The organism is Altererythrobacter sp. C41, assembly GCF_016803135.1.
Classification (GTDB): domain Bacteria; phylum Pseudomonadota; class Alphaproteobacteria; order Sphingomonadales; family Sphingomonadaceae; genus Pelagerythrobacter.
On sequence record NZ_JAEVFE010000003.1, the window covers coordinates 67,949 to 88,252 of the forward strand.

Below are 20,304 nucleotides of genomic sequence, written 5' to 3' on the forward strand. Positions count from 1 at the left end.
ACCGTTCCCGGCATTCGCCACCTTCAAGGACAGTGTGGCCACGCTGTCCGGCTTATCCATTGCGTGTGGCCGACTATCGTCATCGACAAAAGCTGTGCGCCAACGCGTGCACGATAAGGGAGAGGTTTTCATGAAACGCACGAAGACGGCGCTGATGCTCGCGGCATCGGCACTCGCATGCTCACCCGCGCTCGCGGCGGCCCAGGACGCGGCAGCCGCGCCGGAGGAAGCGGAAACCACCAGCGCGCCTGCGACCGGCGGCAGCAACGAGATCGTCGTCACCGCGCAGCGGCGCGAAGAGCGGCTGGTCGACGTTCCGATCTCGGTCAGCGCGGTCAATCAGGCGGCGCTCGACCGCGCGCAGGTCCGCACGGTCAGCGACATCGCGACCGTCGTGCCCAACATCCAGATCAACGAGACGATCGGCAATACCTACGGCCCGCTGATCACGATCCGCGGGCTCTCCCCATCGGCAGACACGAGCCTCGCGCGCGACCAGCCCGTGGGCCTCTACATCGACGGCGTGCCGATCGGGAAGTCGACCGGCGCAGCGTTCGACATCGTCGATCTCGAACGGGTCGAAGTCCTGCGTGGCCCGCAGGGGACGCTCTACGGCAAGAACACCATCGGCGGCGCGGTGAACCTCATCACCCAGAAGCCGAGCGGTGAGTTCGGCGGGCAGGTGTCGACCAGCTACGGAACCTACGACAATTTCGTCGGCAAGATGGTGGTCGATCTGCCCGAGGTCGCCGGCTTCAGCCTGAAGCTGAGCGGCGTGACCAAGCAGTACGGCGGCTACTACCGCAACTCGGCTACCGGCGAGAATTTCGGCGAACAGGATCTGTGGGCCGGCCGGGTCGACCTGCAATGGCAGCCGGCGGACAGCTTCAGCGCGCTCTACAGCTACGACATTTCCAACAGCAAGGGCACCCCCAGCCAGCTCGCTCTGCTGGCGGTGACGGGCGCCGGGTCGGTCGCGTTCCTCAACCCTCTGCTGGCGCCCTACGTCGTGGACGGACGGACCCGCACGACCGGCTCCAACAGCGCGCTGCAGAGCGACTTCGAGACCACCGGCCACGCGCTCACGCTGCAATGGGAGCCGGGCCTGGGCGATCTCACGCTGAAGTCCATCACCGCGCGGCGGACGGCGAAGACCCGCTCGATGAGCGACTTCGACGGCACCCCGATCGACCTCATGCGCTTCACGCTCAATAACGATTACGAGCAGTTCACGCAGGAAGTGCAGGCGCTCGGCACGCTGGGCGACTTCAAGTACACGCTCGGGTTCTTCTACCTCGACGACAACTACGACGTGTACAACCCGCGCTGGAACTTCCAGTTCGGCGGCAACGAGGTGTTCGACATCTCCGAGCGGGGCGGCGAGAGCAAGTCCTACGCCGGATACGGGCAGCTTGCCTGGACGCCTTCGGCACTCGACGGCCGGCTGACGCTGTCCGCCGGCGCGCGCTACAGCCACGAGGAGAAGTCGGCTTACGAACTGCTGCTGGCGAACACGGCCTACGCGACCAATCCGGCGAGCCCGAGTTCCGGCGTGTTCGTGCGCGACGAAAACGGCAATCCGGTCACGCGCAGCGGCCAGCCCGCGGCGGGCGCGCGGCCGGGGGCCGGCGGCATCGGTTACACCGACCTCATTCCGCTGACCAACAGCGGAACGTGGAAGAAGTTCACGCCTGAATTCAACATCCTGTACAAGATTCAGCCGAGCTTCTCAGTCTATGCGCGCTACGCCACCGGCTTCAAGAGCGGCGGCATCAACGATACCGCGGCGACCAATGCGGCGTTCCTGACGCCGTATGATCCGGAGAACCTCACCTCGTACGAAGCCGGCCTCAAGTATGCCGGCTGGAACGGGCGCGTGCAGCTCAACGCAGCCGTCTATCACTCGATCTACAAGGATTTCCAGGCCGGCGTGTTCGTGCCGACGCTCGTCACCACGAACATCATCAACGCGGGCGAGGCCCAGTTCACGGGCTTCGAGATCGACGGTGCGCTGCGTCCGACGGACTCGCTGACGATCAACTTCGGCGGCGGCTATGTCGATGCGCGCTATACCGACTTCGTCCTGCCCGACGGGACCGACGTGACCGACAGCTACGTCCTCTCGCGCGTGCCGAAGTGGAACTGGCAGCTCGGTGCGGTGCATCAGGCCGACCTTGGCTTCGCGACGCTGGAGACGAGCGCGAACTATTCGTGGCGCTCGTCGCAATACTCCAGCATCGTGTCCGATCCGCTCTCGCAGATGCCCTCCTACGGGCTGCTGAACGCGCGGATCGCGCTGACCGACATCGAGCTCGGCAACGGCTCGACGCTGGAAGTGGCGGCCTGGGGCAAGAACCTGACCGACAAGGAATATCTGGTCAGCGCCATCAACCTGTCGGTCCTGACCGTCGGGCAGTTCGGCGAACCGCTGTCGGCCGGCGTGGAAGCCCGCGTCAAGTTCTGATCCGGCGGAGGGACTGGGGTTGGAAGGCGTGTCGTTCACGCGTGGGCGGCACGTCTTCGCTTTTCTCGGCGTCGTCACTTTCCTGACGGCGATCGGCAATCTCGGGCTGGTTTCGGTCATGCCGACGATCGGGCGGGCCGTGGGCATGCCCGACTATCTCGTCGCGAGCGTGTTCTCGCTGTCGGCGATGACCTGGGCGGTCAGTTCGCCGTTCTGGACCCGCCATGTCGCAAGGGCGGGGCCGAACCGCTACATCCGCGCGGGGCTGGTCGGCTTTCTGCTGTCGATGGCAGGCTGCGGCGGTGCGGTCGCGTTCGGACTGGCCGGACTGATCACGCCGTTCGCGTGTTTTCTGGGCTTTTTCGTCTTGCGCGCGGTGTTCGGTTTTCTCGGCTCCGCCTCGGCGATCGCGACCCAGTCGCTGATCGCGCATGCGACCGCCGGAGAGCAGCGCACGCGCGTCCTCACCGGATTGGCCGGGGCGCTGAGCCTCGGCACGATCGTCGGACCTGCGGTGGCGCCATTCGCGATCGTGGAGCCCTTCGGCCTCACCGGGCCGATGGTGCTGTTCGCCGTGCTCGGCGCCCTGGCGCTGGCGGGGACCTATGTATTCCTGCCGCGCGGAGCGGATGCCGCGGCGCCTTCGGCGGCGCGCACGGGTTCGGACAACTCGATCCTGGCGGTCTGGCGCGGGCGGGGAAGCGGGCCGGCGCTCAGCTTCGGACTGCTGCTCTGCAGCGCGCAGGCGATCAACCTCTACACTATCGGCTTCGTCCTGCTCGACCGCGTGCGGGGCGGTCCGCTCGCGGCGCAGGACAGCATCGGCCTGACGATGACCCTTGGCGCGGCGATGGCGCTGGTGGCGCAATGGGGACTGCCGCGGATCATGCGGCCGGTGCCGATGCGGATGATGCTGATCGGGACCGCATTGTCGCTCGTGGGCAACCTGATCGCGCTTTTCGATTCGAGCGAACTGGCGGCATCGGCCGGATTCGTCGTCGCCTGCTTCGGCTACGGCCAGGCGCGGCCGGGTTTCAGCGCTGCGGCCTCGTTGGGCGGAACCGATGCCGAACAGGTGGCGATCGCCTCCGCGACGTCGTTCATCGCAGGGGCTTCGATCATGCTGCCGCCGGTGGTCGCCGCTGCCGCTTACGAGGGCTGGGCAGGGGCGCCATTTGCGCTGGCGATCGGCTTGCTGGTGCTCGGCATCGGTGCGCTCGCGGCAGGGCCCATTGTCTTTCGCGAGCGATAAACAGTTTGCTGCGGGGCGCTTTATCGCCGGCCGTGCGCGGCCTTATCCTCTCCGTCTGATTTCGAATGTGCGCGCCCGCCGAGGCGCGGCACGGATTTGTGGAGACGGATCAAATGGATCGCTACCTGGTAATTTCCTCCGACGGACACGTGGGCCTCCCGCCCGAGCGCTACCGCGAATATCTCGACAGCAAGTATCACGAGCTGTTCGACGAGACGGTGCAGAAGGAGATCAAGGCGCGCGAGGAGCACGAGAAGCGCTTCCTGATCGACGACTTCAACAACAAGTGGCGCGCCAAGGTCGGCGACGGCCTCGAAGGCGCGTGGGACGGTGCGATCCGCAATCGCATTCTCGACGGCGACGGCGTCGCGGCCGAAGTCCTGTTCCCCGACGGCATCACGGAGCGGAACGCCCCGCCGTTCGGCGCCGACATCGGCCTGCGCCCCAATGCCGACCGGGCCGAGCTCCAGTGGGCCGGCGCGCGCGCTCACAACCGCTGGCTGGCCGAATTCTGCCAGGACGATCCGCATCGCCGCATCGGCCTGGCCGTGGTCCCCGCGCTCTACGATCTCGACGAGACGATGAAGGAGATCCGCTGGGCGGCCGACAACGGGCTCAAGGGCGTGTTCTTCCCCTCGTTCACCGAGGGCTACGACATGTACAACCACACCAAGTATCACAAGGTATGGGCGATGCTGGAGGAGATGAACCTCCCGCTGCACTTCCATTCGGGCGCCTCCCCGGCCTACGATACCACGCAGCCGGGCTGGATCGGCACTTACCTGTGCGAATTCGCCTTCTGGATGACCCGCCCGCTCTGGGGCATGACCTTCGGCGGCGTGTTCGAGGAATATCCGAAGCTCAAGGTCTGCTTCACCGAAGCCGGCGGCGAGTTCTGGTTCCCGTGGATCATGCAGCTCATGGACATCCGCGCCTCGGCCAAGCACACGAGCGGCAAGCTCGGCGACTACTACGCCAACATGAGCATGAAACCGAGCGAGTACTTCGCGCGCAACGTGTGGGTCGGCTGCTCCGCGCTGCCCGACGAGGAGACCACGCAGTCGTATTACGATATCGGCATCGACCGGATCCTCTGGGGCACCGACTATCCGCACCCCGAGGGGACCTGGCCGAACACGGCGGACAAGATGTTCGCCAGCCTCGGCGGCCTGCCCGACGCGGACATCCAGAAGATGCTCGGCACCAACGCGCTCGAGGTCTACGATCTCAACGAGAAGGCGCTGTGGGACATCGCGGCGAAGATCGGGCCGCGGCGCGAGTCGTTCATCAAGGAAGCGGCCGAGTAAGCCGAACTGTCAACCAAGTCCGGACCGATTGTTTTCCCGGGCGGCGATGCTAAGCGTCGCCGCACGGGAGAACGCATGTCCAACTGGCGCGGCATCGAGGAATTTCTGGCGGTCGTACGCCACGGCAGCTTCACCGCTGCCGGCGAGAAGCTCGGCGTCTCCAAATCCTTCGTCAGCAAGACCGTGCAGGAGCTGGAGCAGCGCCTGGGCGTGCAGCTTCTCGTGCGCACCACCCGGCGGCTGTCGCTGACGGGTGCAGGCAAGAGCTTCTACGCCGAATGCTCCGAGCTGCAGGACCGGCTCGAACAGGTGGAGCGCAGAGTCGCGCGCTACAGTTCCGAGCCTGTCGGCCGCCTGCGCGTCGGGCTGAGCGACATCTTCGGCTCCGACTTCATGTCGATGATGCTGGCCGAATTCAGCCGCGAGAACCCGGCCGTGGTGATCGAGGCGATCGCCTATCTCGACGAGAACGAGATCTCGCAGGAACAGTACGACGTCGTCATCCGCTACGGCAATCTGCCGAGCTCGAGCCTGCGGGCCCGCATGTTCGGTTATCTGTCGTACTGCCTCTGCGCCTCGCCCGACTATGTCGAGCGCAAGGGCTGGCCCTCCAAACCGGCGGACTTGCGCAATCACGACTGCCTGACCGACCTTACCGCCACCATGCGGTTCAACGACGACGTCGAGGTCAAGGTCTCGCCACGCTGGCGCAGCAACAGCGGGATTTCGCTGCGCAGCGCGGTGCGGCAGGGAATAGGCATCGCGAGCCTGCCGATCTCGATCATGCGCCAGGGTCTGGCCGAAGGGACGGTGCTCGCGCTGGAGGAGGACTGGGCCTATTTCGACCGCGAGTGCTGGGTCGTCTACTCGCCCGGGATCATGGCCGCCTCGACCCGTGCCTTCATCGATTTCCTCGTGCGCTACGTGAACCGCGAGAAGGTGCGTCCGTCGCTCGCGGCCAAGCTGGCGGCGCGGTACTGAGCCGCCAGGCGCGATTGTTCGCTCACATGCACGAAGAGTGCGCGACCGAAGCCTTCCGCACCGGACCCCAGCGGTTATTCTGCCATCAAATGAACAGACAGGCGAGTTCGCCCGACGGGTGAACAACGCCGGAGAAGAGAGGATAGTGATCGTGCCCCAGGTGGAACGTTTCCCCATGCCCATCCCGTTCGGCTGGTTCTGCGTGGGCTATTCGTCGGACCTTGCCGTAGGCGACGTGAAGCCGCTCCGCTATTTCGGCCGCGATCTGGTGCTGTTCCGTAACGAGCAGGGCGAGGCAGGGCTACTCGACGCCTACTGTCCGCACCTCGGCGCGCACCTCGGCTACGGCGGACGGGTCGAGGGGGATTCGATCCGCTGCCCGTTCCATGCCTGGCAGTTCCGGCCGGACGGGTTCTGCTCGAAGATCCCTTACGCCAAGGCTTTCCCGCCGCGGGCCAAGCGCGAGCCGCTGGCGCAGTCCTATCCCGTCGCCGAAAATTCGGGCGTGATCTGGGCCTGGTATCACCCCGACGATATCGCGCCCGAGTTCGACGTGCTCGACTATCCCGAATTCGTCGATCCGGAGTGGGCCGAGCCGACCAAGCGCGAGTGGCGCTTCGCCAGCAATCCGCAGGAAATCGCCGAGAACGGCGTCGACGTCGCCCACTTCGCCTACGTCCATTCGATGGACGCCGTGCCGGAGGGGGAGACGAAGTACGAAGGCGTGCGCCGCCATTCGTTCGTACACGGTCACCGCACGATCCCGATGCCGTCGGGCGAGGTCAAGGAAGTGCCTTACTCGGTCGAGACCGTGCAGAACGGCGCGGGGCAGAAGTTTACGCGACTCAAGGGCCTGGTCGAGCTGAGCCTGCTGGTTCTCGCGACGCCGGTCGAGGCGGACGACGTCGAGCTGCGCTTCTGCTTCACTCATCCGAAGGTCGAGCCCGGCTCGATGGAGGAGAAGGTGGTGCAGGAAGCTATCGCCAACACCTGCGGCCAGAAGGGCGTCGAAGGCGATATTCCGATCTGGGAGAACAAGATCCACCGCGCGCAGCCCTATCTGTGCGACGGCGACGGCCCGATCCTGCGATTCCGCCGGTACTTCGAGCAGTTCTACGCCGAAGGTCCGGAAGGCGGCCGGTTGAGCGTCGCCGCCGAATAGGCGCGGCGCGGCCGGGCGCGGCCAAAAATTTCGAACAGAACGAACGAGAGAGGAGAAGTCTTATGTCCAGGCTCCGCTATGTCGAGGGTCCGAGCGATAACCGTGGGGCCGGCATGCTGCGCAACACCGTCCACGGCATCCGCGCGACTTACGAGACCGACCGCGAAGTGATCGACGCCCTGCTGCCGCGCCCGCTGGAAGCGCTCGAGCGGCCCGAGATCTGGCTGCAGATGGTCCACGTGGCGATGCACCGGAGTGAGGACGAGACGATCGAGATCGGCGCGCTCACCATGACGGTGCCCTGCACGCACGAAGGCGCGCCCGGCGCCTATTGCTTCCACATGGCGATGGAGGGCGAAAGCGTCGTCACTTCGGGCCGCGAGCGTTACGGCGAGCCGAAGAAGATCGCCGAGACCCACTTCGAGCGTGACGGCGACCGCATTCGCGCGACCTGCACTCGCCACGGCATCCCCTATTTCGAGATCGAAGGCACGATCGGCGACAAGATCGACCAGCCGCTCGAGTTCGAGGAGCACATCTTCTGCTACAAGGGTCTGCCCTCGATCAGCACGCCCGGCGAGTTCGACGGCGACGTATTCCTCACGCGCCTCAACTGGGAGCGCCGCTACACCGATCGCCGCGCGATGACCGGGAAGATCACCCTGCGTGAATCGCCGTGGGATCCGCTCGCGGACATCCCGGTGCGCAAGCTCGTCGACATGCAGTTCGTCGAAGGCGGCACGGCGACCGGCGGGCAACTCCTGCGCACGGTGCCGGGCGAATGGATCGCGCCGCACTGGGTCGGCCGGATGGACGACCCGCGCAACGTCGGGATCGAACTCGGTCAGCGAAAGGCCGCCTGATGCAGGATTACTCGGGCCGCGTCGCGGTCGTTACCGGCGGGGCCAGCGGCGTCGGCAAGTGCCTTTGCACCCAGCTTGCGGAGCAGGGCGCGCATGTCGTGATCGTCGACATCGATCCGAAGCGGATCGAGGAGACGCGCAGTGCCCTCGAGGGCACCGGCAGCGGCCGCGTGCTCGGTATGGCCTGCGACGTGACCCGCGAAGAGGATGTGCGCGCGCTGGCGGAGAAGGTCTTCGCCGAGTTCCCGACCGTCCACCTGCTGTTCAACAACGCGGGGGTCGGTCTGGGCGAGGCGGCCAAGAAGATGTGGGACATTCCCATGAGCGATTGGCGCTGGGGGCTCGACGTCAACGTCCTCGGCGTGGTCCACGGGATCGCCGCCTTCGTACCGCGGATGCTCGCTGCCGGAGAGGAAGGGGTGGTGATCAACACCTCCTCCACCAACGGCGGGCTCCGTTCGCTGCCCAACACGCCGATCTACGCGGCGACCAAGGCGGCGGTGACGAGCATATCCGAAGTGCTGCATCAGCAATTGCTGCGCGAGGGCGGCAAGCTGCGGGCCGCGATCCTGTTCCCCGGGCCGCATACGGTGAACACCGGCATTTTGGCGTCGGGCGAAGTGCGACCCGCGCAGTACGTCGACAATGAGGATCAGAAGAAGGTCGCCTACCGCACGATGGACGATCTGCTGAAGACCACCGGCTTGCAGATGAAGCTGACCGAGCCGGAGGAAGTCGCCGAGTTCGCCCTCGCAGGCGTCAGGTCGGGCCGGTTCTGGCTGATCCCGGACAATCCGGACGGCGACAAGCTGATAGCGACCCGCACGGACCAGATTCTCGCCCGGCAGGACCCGCCGTCCGCATGGTAGCCGCTTCACCCGCCGCGTCGCAGGGAAGCGACGCCACCGCACCGCGCCTGGGCCGCTTTTATCCGTGGCTGGTCGTCGCGATCCTGTTCGTCGGTTACTGTTTCAGCGCGATCGACTCGCGCGTCCTGACCCTGATGGTCGGCCCGATCCAGCGGGATCTGGGCCTGTCCGATTTCGAGATGGGCCTGCTGCAGGGCTTCGCCTTCGCGATCCTCTACTCGATCGCGGCGCTGCCCATCGGCCGCTTCGTCGACCGGACGAAGCGGCGGGCGGCGCTGATTTTCTGGGGCGTGCTGTTCTGGTCGCTGATGACCGCGACCTGCGGCTTCGCCAGCAGCTTCATCGGTCTGTTCATTGCCCGCGTCGGTGTGGGCGTGGGGGAGGCGACGCTCAGCCCGACCGCCTATTCGCTGATCAGCGATTACTTCGACCGACGAAGACGGGCGCTGGCGATCAGTTGCTACGCGATCGGCTACCCGATCGGCGGCGGCCTGGCGCTGTTGATCGGCGGCGGGCTGCTCACGTACTTCAACGACCGGGGCGGGCTCGTCCTCCCGCTCTTGGGGGAATTCGCCCCTTGGCAGGCGGTGTTCCTATGCGTTGCTGCGCCCGGCATACTGGTGGCGGCGGCGATGCTGCTCATCCGCGAGCCGCCGCGCCGCGAGATGGCGAAGGAACTCGCCCAGCAGAGCACGCTGCGCGAAGGTTTCGACTACGTGATGCGGCGCAAGGTGCTGTTCGGATCGCTGATCGGCTCGCTCGGGCTGATCGCGCTGCTCGCGATCGGCACGGCGCTGTGGTTCCCGACCTTCCTGATCCGCACTTACGGCATGAGCCCGGGCGACGTGGGGCTTTACTACGGCGGCGTGATGTTCGTGTTCGGGACGATCGGCACGCTGTTCGGCGGCTGGCTCTCCGGACGGTTGATGCATTCAGGGCGGGCGGACGCGAACATGCGGATCGTGCTGTTCTCGACGCTGCTGAAGGGCTTCCCGTTGATCCTTGCACCGCTGATGCCCACCGCCACGCTCGCGCTGACGATGATGGCGCTGGGAACGCTGATCGGGCAGGCCTCGCAAGGAGTGATGCTCGCGGCGATCCAGGACGTGACGCCGAACCAGCTCCGCGGACAGGTCACGGCGATCGCGCTGCTGGCGGTCAACCTGCTCGGCATGGGCCTGGGGGCGAGCGTCATCGCCGCGATCACCGACTTCGGTTTCGGCGATCAGGGCGCCCTGCGGTACTCGATCGCGATCACCGGCGCGGTGACGCTGCCGCTGATCCTCGTCATGCTGGTAGCGGCGCTGCCGCACTACCGGCGCGCGGTGGAGCAGCTCTCGAGCTGACGATCCGGCAATCGGTTTCGACCGGGCTCGGCCTCGCAGCGGGCCGGGCCTGGCGCTGCCTCGGATGTTTCGCGAAACCAGGTGCCGCGCCCGGCGTTGGGAGAGGTATGAGGGCGGCGGTTGATCCTTGATGGCTGGTAGGGCGCAGATCTGGCTCACCTATTGCGGTTCGGCGCCGGCACCTGCAGAACTCGCCGCGCGCTGGAACTGGGATCCATGGCTGCTTGCCGCGATAGCCGCTGCGACGGCGGGTCACGTCCTGCTCGCCTCCCGGGACCGGATTCGTGATGTGGCCTTCGCCGGGCTTGTGCTGGCGGCTCTCGTGCTTTTCGTTTCGCCGTTCTGCGCGCTGAGCGCGGCGCTGTTTACGGCGCGGGTCGTGCATCATCTGGCGCTCGTGTTCGTGGCGGCGCCCCTGATGGTGATCCTGTGGGGCGAAGCCCTGCAGCGCGCGTCGGGATCCCTGACCATATGGACGGCCGTTCAGGCGCTGGTGTTCTGGGCGTGGCACGCGCCGGCGCTCTACGCCGGGGCGCTTTCGCACGACGGCCTGTTCTGGGCGATGCAGCTCTCGATCACCCTTTCCTCCGCCGTCTGGTGGGCCAAGCTCACGCGCGCGCCTGCCGCCGGTGCCGTCGCCGGCCTGCTGGTTGCAATGGTGCTGATGGGGCTGCTGGGCGCTTTGCTGACGTTCACGCCCCGGGCGATCTACGAGCCGCATCTCCTGACGACCCAGCCCTGGGGCTTTGCGCCGCTGGAAGACCAGCAGATCGGCGGTGTCGTGATGTGGGCCCCGGGATCGCTGATCTATCTGCTGGCGGCGATGGCGATCCTGTTCCGCAAGCTGTTCCGCATGCCGACTGCGGAGACCGTGCGGTGAGGGAGACCATTGCCGAGTGGGCGGAGGACTATCGCAGCCGCGGCCGCTACACGCCGGTCGGGGTCGCCTTTCACTGGGTCATGGCGGCGGTGGTCATATTCCAGCTCGTCTCCGGCTGGATGATGCAGCGCTATCCGGTCGGGGCGGACAAGGTCGAGGCCTACCGGCTGCACAGCGAAATCGGGCTGACGCTGCTGCTGCTGGGCGCGCTCCGTCTTCTCTGGCGGCTCATGGTGCCGGGCCCGATCAACGCGGCCGACCACATGGGCTGGAAGACCACGATGGCCCATGCCCTACACATCATCTTCTACGCCCTGTTCGTCATTCTGCCGCTGACCGGGTGGATCATGTGGTCGTCGATCGACCCGCCGATGCCGCTCAGCCTCGCCGGTCTGGTCGAGGTGCCGCCGATGCCGTTCGCGGACCTGACGCCCGAATGGCGCATGTGGCTGCTCGACTGGGCGGAAGATGCCCATGCCGCCGGCGTGGTCCTGCTGACGCTGCTGGTTCCGGTCCACGTCGTCGCGGCGGTCAAGCACCACTTCTGGGATCGGGACGACGTTCTGGAAGGGATGCTGCCCGAGGTTCCCGACGATCCCTCGCATCCGGCGGGCCCGCAACACACGCCGCCACAGCTTGAAGTTCCCGCTCGTGCAACAGGCGACTGACCTGGCCCATCGCCCCTTGGGGATCGCCGTACCGTTCGCCGCTGCGCCAGGCGCGCAACTGGCTTTCGTTGTAAGCCGCCGTCTGCCACGCGAGCGGCGGTCCCGCAGCACCCGCCCCGGCGAGATCTCGGCCATGACACGCGGTGCAGGCGGGCAGATTGCGGGAGGGGTCGCCGGAGAAGACGAGCCGTCGTGCGGCGGCGGTGCAGGCCGGCCCGCCAGCATCGGATGCGGGCGGCGCTTCCCTATCGGCGTAATAGCTCGCGGCGGCGTTGCGGGCGTCCCAGGACAGGTGCGCAGCGATCGCTTCCATTTCGGGGTGCCGTCGCTGCCCGATCTCGTAGAGCTCGAGCTGACGCACGAAATAGCCCGGATCGAGCCCGGCGAGCCGCGGCGTCAGCTTGCCGTCGCCTTCTCCCTCGATCCCGTGGCAGACGATGCAGGCATTGGCCGCGCCGGCATCGCCGCCGGACAGCGCGATCAGTTCGCCGCTCCGCTCGAAGGGGTCGGCGACGGGCGCGGTGTCGGTGCAGCCTGTGGAGAGCGTGACCGCGATCATGACGAACAAGGCGTTTTTCACTCTCCCCATCGTGGGCAGGAACCGGCGCCGGGCATGAACGGTTCCCCAATCTAATGGGGGAGTGCGATGCAACGATCGGATATCGCTGGATGCAGCAAGTCGCGGTGGCGGCCGCCTTGCTGACAGTGGTGGCATGCAAGCCGCCGCCCGACGACCGCACGTCGCTCTCCGCCGACGCCGCCGAACGCGGCAAGGCGGTGATCGAGCGTGTCTCATGCGGGTCCTGTCATGCGATCCCCGGCATCGACTGGCCGCGCGGCGGTGCGGCTCCCTCGCTCGAAGACTTCGACGACGTCGGGCTGATCGCCGGGGCCCTGCCGAATACGCCGGGCAATCTGGCTGCCTTCGTCCGCGATGCGCCCGCGGCCAAGCCCGGCTCCACCATGCCGCCGATGCCGATCACCGCCGCCGAAGCGGAGGATGTCGCGGCCTACCTCTATGGGATGAATGATGAATAAGGGCGCAGCATCCGGCATCATGGAGGCGCTGTGGGGCTGGCCGCCGCCGGTGTTCGATCCGGCCGGGCCCTATGCAAGCAGCGTGACGACGCTTGCCTGGGTCCTTCTGGCCCTGGGCGTGGCGGTCACGGGCATCGTGATCGCGGCGCTCTACGTCGCGATCAAGGGGCCGGAACGCTGGCGGAAGAAACTGGGCGGTGAGAAGGCGGTGTGGATCGGAGGGATCGCCTTTCCGGCCGTGGTGCTTACCGGCCTGCTGATCTGGGGCCTGGCGCTCACCGCATCGCTGACCGAGCCGATCAGGGGGCGCGAGGCGCGCGTGCGGGTCACGGGCGAGATGTGGTGGTTCCGCGTCGAATATCTCGATCCGGCAGGCCGCGTGATCGTGCGCGACGCGAACGAACTGCACCTGCCGCTCGACCGGCCCGTTGTGCTCGAGCTGCGATCCGCGGACGTCGTCCACAGCATCTGGATACCGCACCTGTCGGGCAAGATGGACATGGTGCCGGGGCGGATCAATCAACTGCGGGTGGAAGCGAGCCGGACCGGCCGGTTCGGCGGCGTCTGCGCGGAATATTGCGGCGGGCCGCACGCGCTGATGGGTTTCGTGACCCAGGTTCACGAGGCGGCGGATTACGACCGCTGGCTCGCGGCGCGCGCGGCGCGGCAGGCGCAGCCGGTCGCGGCCGGCGCGACGCCCGGGCGGCCGGGCGCCGTCGTGCGCGACCCTGCGGAACCCCAGCGCTACGATCCGGCCCTGGGGTGGACGCTGTTCCGCGATACCGGGTGCGCCGCCTGCCACCGCATCGCGGGGACAGAGGCGAACGGCCTCGCCGGCCCCGATCTCACCCACGTCGGCAGCCGGCTGAGCCTGGGCGCCGGCATCCTGCCCAACCATCGCGGCACGATGATCGGGTGGATCGCCGACAGCCAGTCGATCAAGCCGGGCAACCGCATGCCCAGCTACGACCGGCTCTCGGCCGAGGAGCTCGGCCATATCGCCGCCTTCCTGGAAGCGCAGAAGTGAGCGAGACCGGCTTCGACCATTCGCTCTACGACCGCTTCCCCACGTCTGGCCCGCGTCCGGAAGGGGAACTGGAGAAGCTGGAGAAGGCCTGGCGCGTTCCGCCGGGCTGGGGCCTGCTGACCGAGGTCAACAACAACTACGTCGGCTTCTGGTACGTCGCGGTCGCGTTCCTGTTCTTCATTCTCGCCGGCATTCTCGCGCTGGTCATGCGGGTGCAACTCGCGGTGCCGCTGCAGGACATCGTGCCGATGGAGACCTACAACCAGGTCTTCACCATGCACGGCACGGTGATGATGTTCCTCTTCGCCGTGCCGATGGTCGAGGCGATCGGCGTGCTGCTGCTGCCGCAGATGCTCGGCGCGCGCGATCTGCCGTTCCCGCGCCTGTCGGCCTTCGCCTTCTGGGCCTACGCGATCGGGGGAATCTCGTTCTTCTTCTCGCTGTTCGTCGGCCTCGCGCCCGATGGCGGCTGGTTCATGTATCCGCCGCTCACTTCGATCGCGTTCTCGCCCGGGATCAACGCCGATTTCTGGCTGCTCGGGATCGGTTTCATCGAGATTTCAGCCATTGCGGGCGCGATCGAGATCATCGTCGGCGTGCTGCGCACCCGTGCGCCGGGCATGACGCTCGACCGCATGCCGATGTTCGCCTGGGCGATGCTGGTCTTCGCGTTCATGATCATCCTCGCCTTCCCCTCGGTGATCCTGTGCACCCTGCTGCTGGAGCTGGAGCGGGCGTTCAACTGGCCCTTCTTCGACCCCACGCGGGGCGGCGATCCGCTGCTGTGGCAACACCTGTTCTGGTTCTTCGGCCATCCGGAGGTCTATATCATCTTCCTGCCCGCGGCCGGGCTGATGAGCATGATGGCGACCACCGTGGTACGGAAGAGCCTCGTCGGCTATCGGCTCAACGCATTGGCGCTGGTGGCGACGGGCTTCATCAGCTTCGGCGTCTGGGCGCACCACATGTTCGCAACCGGCATGCCGCGGGTCGCGACCGGCTATTTCTCCGCCGCCTCGATGGCGGTCAGCCTGCCCGCCGGCATCCAGGTGTTCTGCTGGATCGCGACGCTGGCGAGCGGGCGCATCCGCTGGAACACCGTGTCGCTGTTCGTGATCGGCAGCGTGCTCGTCTTCACCATGGGCGGGCTGACCGGCGTGATGGTGGCGATGGTGCCGTTCGACTGGCAGGCGCACGACACCTACTTCATCGTCGCGCACCTTCATTACGTGCTGATCGGCGGAATGGTGTTTCCGATGTTCGCCGCCTTCTACCACTGGGCCGGGCTGACGAGCCGGAACGCGCTGTCCGAACGGGTCGGGAAGTGGGTCTTCGGCCTGATGTTCGCCGGCATTCACATCGCCTTCTTGCCGATGCACCTTACCGGCCTGATGGGGATGCCGCGGCGGGTCTATACCTACCTGCCCGACCGGGGGTTCGATCTGCTGAACCTAATCTCGACCATCGGCGCCTTCGTGATGGCTGCGGGGGTTGCGCTGTTCGTCTTCGACCTCGCGCGCCGCTTCCGCTTCACGGTCGATAAGGACGCGGGCAACGTCTACGACGCGGGCACGATCGACTGGCTGCCGACCGGCCTCTATTCGGTCCGTTCGATCCCGGTGATCCGCAGCCGCGAGCCGCTGTGGGACAATCCGGAGATCTGCCGCGACGTGGAGGAGGGACGCTACTTCCTGCCCGGAACCGCGACGGGCCTGCGGGAAACCATCATTACCTCCCCTGCCAATGCCGAACCCGAATATCTCCAGATCATGCCGGGGCCGTCGCCCTGGCCGGTCGCTTCGGCGGTGTTCACCGCGGGCTTCTTCCTGTCGCTGACCGTGCAGGCCTATACCTTCGGCTTCGCGTGCGCCGCGATTGCCGTGTTCGCGACGCTGCGCTGGCTGTGGGAGACCGATCGCCCGGTCCGGAAGCGGACGGCGGACATCGGCGCGGGCATCGAAGTGCCGATTCAGATCCCGGGTCCGAAAAGCCATGGCTGGTGGGCGCTGAATTCGCTCATGGCAGTGATCGGAATGATCGCGCTCATGGCGGGTTTCGCTTATCTCTACCTCTACGGCATCCATCCCGATGTGTGGATCGCCCCGCCTGCCTTGCCGGCGACCGGCACGATCATCGCCTTGCTGCTGCTGGCGCTCGCCGCCGCCTGGGGCGGGCGGCGCGTGCTGGCCCGGCACGAGGAGGGCACCTTTGCCGGCCAGGTGCCCTGGCTGCTGGCCGTCGTCAGCGCGACGCTTTCGGGCGCGGCTTGCTGGTTCGACGTCGAGACCTGGACCGCCACCGGCCTCGCGCCCACGAACAGCGGGCAGGGCGCGACCGTCTTCGCGATGATCGCGCTGCAGGGCGGCGTGGTCTTCGTCGGCGCGATCATGGCGCTCTACCTCGGCCTGCGCAGCGGGCGCGGACTGCTGCGGCCACCGGTTAACACGACCATGGACATCGTCTCGCGCTTCCTTGGCTTCGCGGCCTTACAAGGTCTCGGGTTTACGGTCCTGACGCGGCTGGCACCGGGGCTGGCATGAGCGAATTCGACAACCGCACCGACTGGATCGCCGTCGTCGCCGCGTTGGTGATCTGGACCGCGCAATTCATGGCGAAGTGGGCGGCCAGCGTGATTTTCCCGGACGCCGCGCCGGGCCGCATCATCGGGCTGTTGCTTTCGCTCGCCGGGCTGGCCGCGCTCGCGTGGCTATGGCGTGCGCGACAGGTTCGCTCGCTGTGGACGACGGCGGGGCTGGCGATCGCGATCGCCGCGCTCGCAACGCTGTTCGACACGCTCCCTCCGCTGTTCGGCTAGAGGGTGGCGAGCAGCCCCAGCCCGAGGACGAACAGCAGGATCACCGCCGCGGAATCGTAGCCCATTTTCAAGACCGTACGGTCGCGGTGCTCGAGTAAGCCGACCAGAAAGATGCCGATCAGCGCGGCACCTAGAAGCGCCGAGACGACCTCGAAGGTACCCAGTTCGTTGATCAGGGGGCCGCCGGCGAAGAGCACGTCGCCGAGCAGGATCAGCGACAGGTTGACGAAGTTGGTGCCGAGCACCTGACCGAAGGCCATCTCGGGACGGCGAAGGCGCAGGGCCGTGAGAATGGTCGCGAGTTCGGGCGTCGATGTGGCGAGCCCGATCAATGCGAAGCCGACCAGTGCGCTGGTCATGCCGGTCTGCTCGGCAATAGCGTCCCCGGTCTGCGACAGCGCGTAGCCGGCGGCGAAGATCAGGCTGCCGTCGATGGCGACCCGGAACCAAAGCGCGGCCGTGCCGATCGGTGCGTCTTCGGCGTCATCCGCTCCGCGTTCGGTCTCGTCCATGTCGACCGACCACGGAGACCGTGCGTCGTAGCCGGTCGCCAGCCGGAAGCAGCCGATGCTGAGCGCGCAGATCGCCAGGCCGCCCACGCCGACGCCGAACACGGTAACGTCGCCGATCGTGATCGCCAGCGCGACGGCGATCAGCACCAGCATGCACAGGGTCGCCATCATCATCGTCGAGGGCCGGGCGACGATGCCGGTCACCGCATGGCGCCCGATCCATGCATCGGCGACCGCGAGCAGGACGACATTGATCGCCGCGCTGCCGAGCAGGTTGTTTGCGGCGAGCGCCGGGTTCCCCATCACGGAGGCGGTGGCGACATTCGCCACCTCGGGCAGCGAGGTGATGCCCCCGAGCAGCAGCATCCCCACGAACACCCGGTCGATCCGCAACCGCGCGGCGAGCGTGTCGAGGTTGCGGGTCAGCCGGACGCCGGCGAACCACACCACGATCCCGGCCACCAGGAATATCGCGGCGTTGGCCCAGAGCGGGTTGGAGGCGGCGTCGGTCAGCGGCATGGCTTCGGAACGGGGCTGGCCGCCTGGGCGGGCGGCGGCCCGTTAGAGAATGGTCCTCCCGCCGGTGACCCCGACCGTGGCGCCCGAGACGTAGCTCGCCTCGTCCGCCGCGAGCATGACATAGACCGGCGCCAGTTCCGCCGGCTGCGCGGGCCGTCCGAGCGGTGTGTCCTGGCCGAAGGTCTTCACCTGCTCGACCGGCATGGTCGAGGGGATCAGCGGCGTCCAGACCGGCCCGGGCGCGACGCAGTTCACCCTGATCTTCTTCTCTCCGAGCAGCTGGGCGAGGCCGCCGGTGAAGTTCTGGATCGCGCCCTTGGTGGTCGCGTAGGCAAGCAGGGTCGGCCGCGGCATATCGGCGTTGATCGAGGTCGTGTTGATGATCGATGCGCCTTCGCCCATGTGCGGCAGCGCGGCCTTCACCAGATAGAACATCGCGTGGATGTTCACCGCGAAGGTCTTCTCCCATTCTGCGTCAGGAATGTCCTCCATGTTCTCGTAAGTCATCTGGTGGGCGGCGTTGTTGACCACGATGTCGATGCGCCCGAACAGTTCGGCGGCCTTACCGGCGATCGTGCGGCAGTGATCGGCCGAGGCGATGTCACCCGGTACGAGCACGGCCTTGCGGCCCGCCGCCTCGATCCAGCGGGCGGTCTCCTTCGCATCCTCGTCCTCGCAGAGATAGGAGATCAGGACATCCGCACCCTCGCGGGCGAAGGCGATTGCGACGGCCCGCCCGATGCCGCTGTCGCCGCCGGTGATGATGGCCTTCTTGCCTTCCAGCCGGCCCGAGCCGCGATAACTCTCCTCCCCGTGATCGGGCCGCGGGTCCATTGCGTCGGTCGTGCCGGGGACCTGCTGCTGCTGGGCCGGCAGCGGCGGCGTCACGGTTTCGGGCGGTGTGGTCTGGTTCATGGGAAGCGTTCCTCGATCGACATCTGCCGGGCAGTGCGGGCGTGCGGCGCCTCGTTGATCGAGGCGCGGCCTCGGTTTTCGAAACGAGCCTTCGGAAGCGCCGTTCCTGAAACTCTCGATCTCGAACGAGAGTGTAACGGCGGTGCTTTTCTCACCGTTTGAGACGCAGCGGCTACTGCGACGACGGGCGCGGGATTATCGTGATGCCCGCATCGTTCTCGAGCACGGCATGCTTGATCTGGTCGAGCCGCTCCAGACCATGCTGGGCGCGCGCGGACATCATGATGTCGGCGGTATCCATGCGGGTCTTCCTCAGGGCCCGTTCGTCGATCTTGCCGTCGTGGATCAGAAAGGTCGGCCGCCCGTCGATCACCTTGGATACGGCGGGGGACCAGCGCTTGAGATACGACAGGCCGATATCGAGCATGAACAGGGTAACGATCAGGAGCACGGCGTTGGTGATCGAGAAGTCGTCGCCCAGCAGCGCCTGCTGGGTTGTCTCCGCCACGATCAGAAGCAGGACGAAGTCGAACGGTGTGGCCTGTGCCATAGTGCGGCGCCCCGAGGCACGGATGATGACCACCAGCAACAGATAGATCGCGACGCCTCTGATTATGCTGTCCATGCAGCTCTCCTAAGGCAGTACGACAATGGGCAGGTCCGCTGTCCGCGCGCCGTTCACCTCGAAACGGCCCATGTGGGAGGGCAGCAGGATCTGGCTCGGACGAATGGAGAAGACCACGCTCCGCTCACCGGGGGCGGGCGAGGAATCGAACGAATACAAATGGCCCTCGGCCGTTGCAATGACCGAGGAGGGGGACGGGCTGACCGCCTCGACGGCGAATACCTCCCCGAACTTCGCAGGCACGAGAATTTCGATCCCGTTGTCGGCCGGCTGGTCCACCTTGACGGTCAGATGATCGGTCGCGGACCATCGGCCGACGCGCGGAATATCCAGCTCCGCCGTGCCCAATGTCACCTGCTGGCGGGATAGCGTCCCGCCGCTCCCCGTCAGCCCCGCCAGCGCGACGATCACCAGCGCGAGCATGATGAGCCACACGATCCGGCTGAGAAACCAGTGCCGTTCCTGAAGCCGGGGGTCGACGTCTATGTCGATGGACTGTTGGGACGCCATCTCCATATCCCGGAATTGCCGGTGGTCAGAGAGTGGTCGCTTGGGCGGGAGGGAGCCCGCTGGTTTCCGCCTGCGCCTTAAGCTCCTTCTTGCGGGCCAGCAATTGCTCGCCGAGCGCGTTCAGATCGACGTCGGTGGCGCGCGCCTGCTGGAACATGTTGCCCTGCATCTTCTCTTCCTCGCGCACGTGGTGCTCGATCTGCTCCTTCAGCACCGAAACCTTGGCGTCGTAGAACTCCTCGTCGGGGCTGCCCTCGGCGATCTCGTTCACGAGCACCTTGGCGCCGTCGTGCTCGACATAGGCTTCCTCGAGCAGGCTCTCCTCGATCTTGCCCTTGAGAGCGGGATAGAAGATCTCCTCCTCGATCATCGTGTGGATCTTGAGTTCGTTGCAGATCGTCTGCGCGATTTCCCTCTTGCGATCGAGGCCGGAGGATTTCTCGTATTTCGAAAACAGGTCCTCGACCTCGCGGTGGTCGGCCTGCAGGATGTGGGTTGCGTCGGTATCGGTTGTCGTCGCCATGTTCGTGCTCCTCGGCAGGCAGACGCTC

Annotated in this window: 19 protein-coding genes; 14 read left to right on the forward strand and 5 right to left on the reverse strand. The window is 66.5% G+C overall.

Going from position 1 to position 20,304, the window contains the following annotated elements; translation table 11 throughout:
* Nucleotides 1-130: 130 nt before the first annotated feature.
* The 14 genes from JNO53_RS07275 to JNO53_RS07340 all read left to right on the forward strand — a co-directional run bounded on the left by JNO53_RS07275 (nucleotide 131) and on the right by JNO53_RS07340 (nucleotide 16,672).
* Nucleotides 131-2,464 carry a TonB-dependent receptor gene (locus JNO53_RS07275; RefSeq protein ID WP_238401735.1) on the forward strand — a complete coding sequence of 778 codons (2,334 nt, stop codon included), beginning with the start codon at nucleotides 131-133 and terminating at the stop codon, nucleotides 2,462-2,464.
* A gap of 28 nt (nucleotides 2,465-2,492) precedes the next feature.
* Nucleotides 2,493-3,716, forward strand: coding sequence for an MFS transporter (locus JNO53_RS07280; protein ID WP_203109192.1), 1,224 nt, complete (start codon nucleotides 2,493-2,495; stop codon nucleotides 3,714-3,716).
* Between the two features lie 113 nt (nucleotides 3,717-3,829).
* Nucleotides 3,830-5,023 (forward strand): amidohydrolase family protein, encoded by a 1,194-nt coding sequence (locus JNO53_RS07285; protein ID WP_203109194.1) that lies wholly within the window; start codon nucleotides 3,830-3,832, stop codon nucleotides 5,021-5,023.
* A gap of 75 nt (nucleotides 5,024-5,098) precedes the next feature.
* On the forward strand, nucleotides 5,099-6,004 hold the full coding sequence (locus JNO53_RS07290) for a LysR family transcriptional regulator (protein WP_203109196.1): 906 nt from the start codon (nucleotides 5,099-5,101) through the stop codon (nucleotides 6,002-6,004).
* Nucleotides 6,005-6,149: 145 nt separating this feature from the next.
* A complete protein-coding gene (locus tag JNO53_RS07295; RefSeq protein WP_338015320.1) occupies nucleotides 6,150-7,166 on the forward strand; it encodes a Rieske 2Fe-2S domain-containing protein in 1,017 nt (338 codons plus the stop codon).
* A gap of 62 nt (nucleotides 7,167-7,228) precedes the next feature.
* On the forward strand, nucleotides 7,229-8,029 hold the full coding sequence (locus JNO53_RS07300; RefSeq protein WP_203109198.1) for an acetoacetate decarboxylase family protein: 801 nt from the start codon (nucleotides 7,229-7,231) through the stop codon (nucleotides 8,027-8,029).
* Entirely contained in the window at nucleotides 8,029-8,898 is an 870-nt protein-coding gene (locus JNO53_RS07305; RefSeq protein ID WP_203109200.1) for an SDR family NAD(P)-dependent oxidoreductase, read from the forward strand. Before JNO53_RS07300 ends, JNO53_RS07305 begins: the two co-directional genes overlap by 1 nt.
* On the forward strand, nucleotides 8,892-10,244 hold the full coding sequence (locus JNO53_RS07310) for an MFS transporter (protein ID WP_203109202.1): 1,353 nt from the start codon (nucleotides 8,892-8,894) through the stop codon (nucleotides 10,242-10,244). Before JNO53_RS07305 ends, JNO53_RS07310 begins: the two co-directional genes overlap by 7 nt.
* Before the next feature lie 130 nt (nucleotides 10,245-10,374).
* Nucleotides 10,375-11,124, forward strand: coding sequence for a cytochrome c oxidase assembly protein (locus JNO53_RS07315; protein ID WP_203109204.1), 750 nt, complete (start codon nucleotides 10,375-10,377; stop codon nucleotides 11,122-11,124).
* Nucleotides 11,121-11,792, forward strand: a complete 672-nt coding sequence (locus JNO53_RS07320) for a cytochrome b (protein ID WP_338015321.1) — start codon at nucleotides 11,121-11,123, stop codon at nucleotides 11,790-11,792. The genes JNO53_RS07315 and JNO53_RS07320 overlap by 4 nt, the downstream gene beginning before the upstream one ends.
* A gap of 669 nt (nucleotides 11,793-12,461) precedes the next feature.
* Entirely contained in the window at nucleotides 12,462-12,830 is a 369-nt protein-coding gene (locus JNO53_RS07325; protein WP_203109206.1) for a c-type cytochrome, read from the forward strand.
* Nucleotides 12,823-13,857: a cytochrome c oxidase subunit II gene (locus tag JNO53_RS07330; protein WP_203109208.1), complete on the forward strand. Its 1,035-nt coding sequence runs from the start codon at nucleotides 12,823-12,825 to the stop codon at nucleotides 13,855-13,857. The genes JNO53_RS07325 and JNO53_RS07330 overlap by 8 nt, the downstream gene beginning before the upstream one ends.
* Nucleotides 13,854-16,397 carry a cbb3-type cytochrome c oxidase subunit I gene (locus JNO53_RS07335; protein WP_203109210.1) on the forward strand — a complete coding sequence of 848 codons (2,544 nt, stop codon included), beginning with the start codon at nucleotides 13,854-13,856 and terminating at the stop codon, nucleotides 16,395-16,397. The genes JNO53_RS07330 and JNO53_RS07335 overlap by 4 nt, the downstream gene beginning before the upstream one ends.
* Nucleotides 16,394-16,672: a hypothetical protein gene (locus tag JNO53_RS07340; protein WP_203109212.1), complete on the forward strand. Its 279-nt coding sequence runs from the start codon at nucleotides 16,394-16,396 to the stop codon at nucleotides 16,670-16,672. Before JNO53_RS07335 ends, JNO53_RS07340 begins: the two co-directional genes overlap by 4 nt.
* Here the strand turns inward: JNO53_RS07340 and JNO53_RS07345 are convergent.
* The 5 genes from JNO53_RS07345 to JNO53_RS07365 all read right to left on the reverse strand — a co-directional run bounded on the left by JNO53_RS07345 (nucleotide 16,669) and on the right by JNO53_RS07365 (nucleotide 20,276).
* Nucleotides 16,669-17,703, reverse strand: coding sequence for a sodium:calcium antiporter (locus JNO53_RS07345; RefSeq protein ID WP_203109214.1), 1,035 nt, complete (start codon nucleotides 17,701-17,703; stop codon nucleotides 16,669-16,671). The genes JNO53_RS07340 and JNO53_RS07345 overlap by 4 nt on opposite strands.
* A gap of 42 nt (nucleotides 17,704-17,745) precedes the next feature.
* A complete protein-coding gene (locus JNO53_RS07350; RefSeq protein WP_203109216.1) occupies nucleotides 17,746-18,618 on the reverse strand; it encodes a glucose 1-dehydrogenase in 873 nt (290 codons plus the stop codon).
* A gap of 172 nt (nucleotides 18,619-18,790) precedes the next feature.
* The gene (locus JNO53_RS07355) at nucleotides 18,791-19,243 is read right to left on the reverse strand and encodes a DUF421 domain-containing protein (RefSeq protein WP_203109218.1); all 453 of its coding nucleotides are present in this window, start codon (nucleotides 19,241-19,243) and stop codon (nucleotides 18,791-18,793) included.
* 9 nt (nucleotides 19,244-19,252) lie between these two features.
* Complete coding sequence (locus JNO53_RS07360) at nucleotides 19,253-19,753, reverse strand: hypothetical protein (RefSeq protein WP_203109220.1); 501 nt, start codon at nucleotides 19,751-19,753, stop codon at nucleotides 19,253-19,255.
* A gap of 25 nt (nucleotides 19,754-19,778) precedes the next feature.
* Nucleotides 19,779-20,276, reverse strand: a complete 498-nt coding sequence (locus tag JNO53_RS07365) for a hemerythrin domain-containing protein (RefSeq protein ID WP_203109222.1) — start codon at nucleotides 20,274-20,276, stop codon at nucleotides 19,779-19,781.
* Between the last annotated feature and the right edge of the window lie 28 nt (nucleotides 20,277-20,304).

What these genes read in the sequence shown, in the direction of transcription:
- JNO53_RS07275 (WP_238401735.1), top strand. Translation starts at nt 131, where the DNA reads ATGAAACGCACGAAGACGGCGCTGATGCTCGCGGCATCGGCACTCGCA.
- JNO53_RS07285 (WP_203109194.1), top strand. Translation starts at nt 3,830, where the DNA reads ATGGATCGCTACCTGGTAATTTCCTCCGACGGACACGTGGGCCTCCCG.
- JNO53_RS07290 (WP_203109196.1), top strand. Translation starts at nt 5,099, where the DNA reads ATGTCCAACTGGCGCGGCATCGAGGAATTTCTGGCGGTCGTACGCCAC.
- JNO53_RS07300 (WP_203109198.1), top strand. Translation starts at nt 7,229, where the DNA reads ATGTCCAGGCTCCGCTATGTCGAGGGTCCGAGCGATAACCGTGGGGCC.
- JNO53_RS07305 (WP_203109200.1), top strand. Translation starts at nt 8,029, where the DNA reads ATGCAGGATTACTCGGGCCGCGTCGCGGTCGTTACCGGCGGGGCCAGC.
- JNO53_RS07310 (WP_203109202.1), top strand. Translation starts at nt 8,892, where the DNA reads ATGGTAGCCGCTTCACCCGCCGCGTCGCAGGGAAGCGACGCCACCGCA.
- JNO53_RS07315 (WP_203109204.1), top strand. Translation starts at nt 10,375, where the DNA reads ATGGCTGGTAGGGCGCAGATCTGGCTCACCTATTGCGGTTCGGCGCCG.
- JNO53_RS07325 (WP_203109206.1), top strand. Translation starts at nt 12,462, where the DNA reads ATGCAGCAAGTCGCGGTGGCGGCCGCCTTGCTGACAGTGGTGGCATGC.
- JNO53_RS07330 (WP_203109208.1), top strand. Translation starts at nt 12,823, where the DNA reads ATGAATAAGGGCGCAGCATCCGGCATCATGGAGGCGCTGTGGGGCTGG.
- JNO53_RS07340 (WP_203109212.1), top strand. Translation starts at nt 16,394, where the DNA reads ATGAGCGAATTCGACAACCGCACCGACTGGATCGCCGTCGTCGCCGCG.
- JNO53_RS07345 (WP_203109214.1), bottom strand. Translation starts at nt 17,703, where the DNA reads ATGCCGCTGACCGACGCCGCCTCCAACCCGCTCTGGGCCAACGCCGCG.
- JNO53_RS07350 (WP_203109216.1), bottom strand. Translation starts at nt 18,618, where the DNA reads ATGAACCAGACCACACCGCCCGAAACCGTGACGCCGCCGCTGCCGGCC.
- JNO53_RS07355 (WP_203109218.1), bottom strand. Translation starts at nt 19,243, where the DNA reads ATGGACAGCATAATCAGAGGCGTCGCGATCTATCTGTTGCTGGTGGTC.
- JNO53_RS07360 (WP_203109220.1), bottom strand. Translation starts at nt 19,753, where the DNA reads ATGGCGTCCCAACAGTCCATCGACATAGACGTCGACCCCCGGCTTCAG.
- JNO53_RS07365 (WP_203109222.1), bottom strand. Translation starts at nt 20,276, where the DNA reads ATGGCGACGACAACCGATACCGACGCAACCCACATCCTGCAGGCCGAC.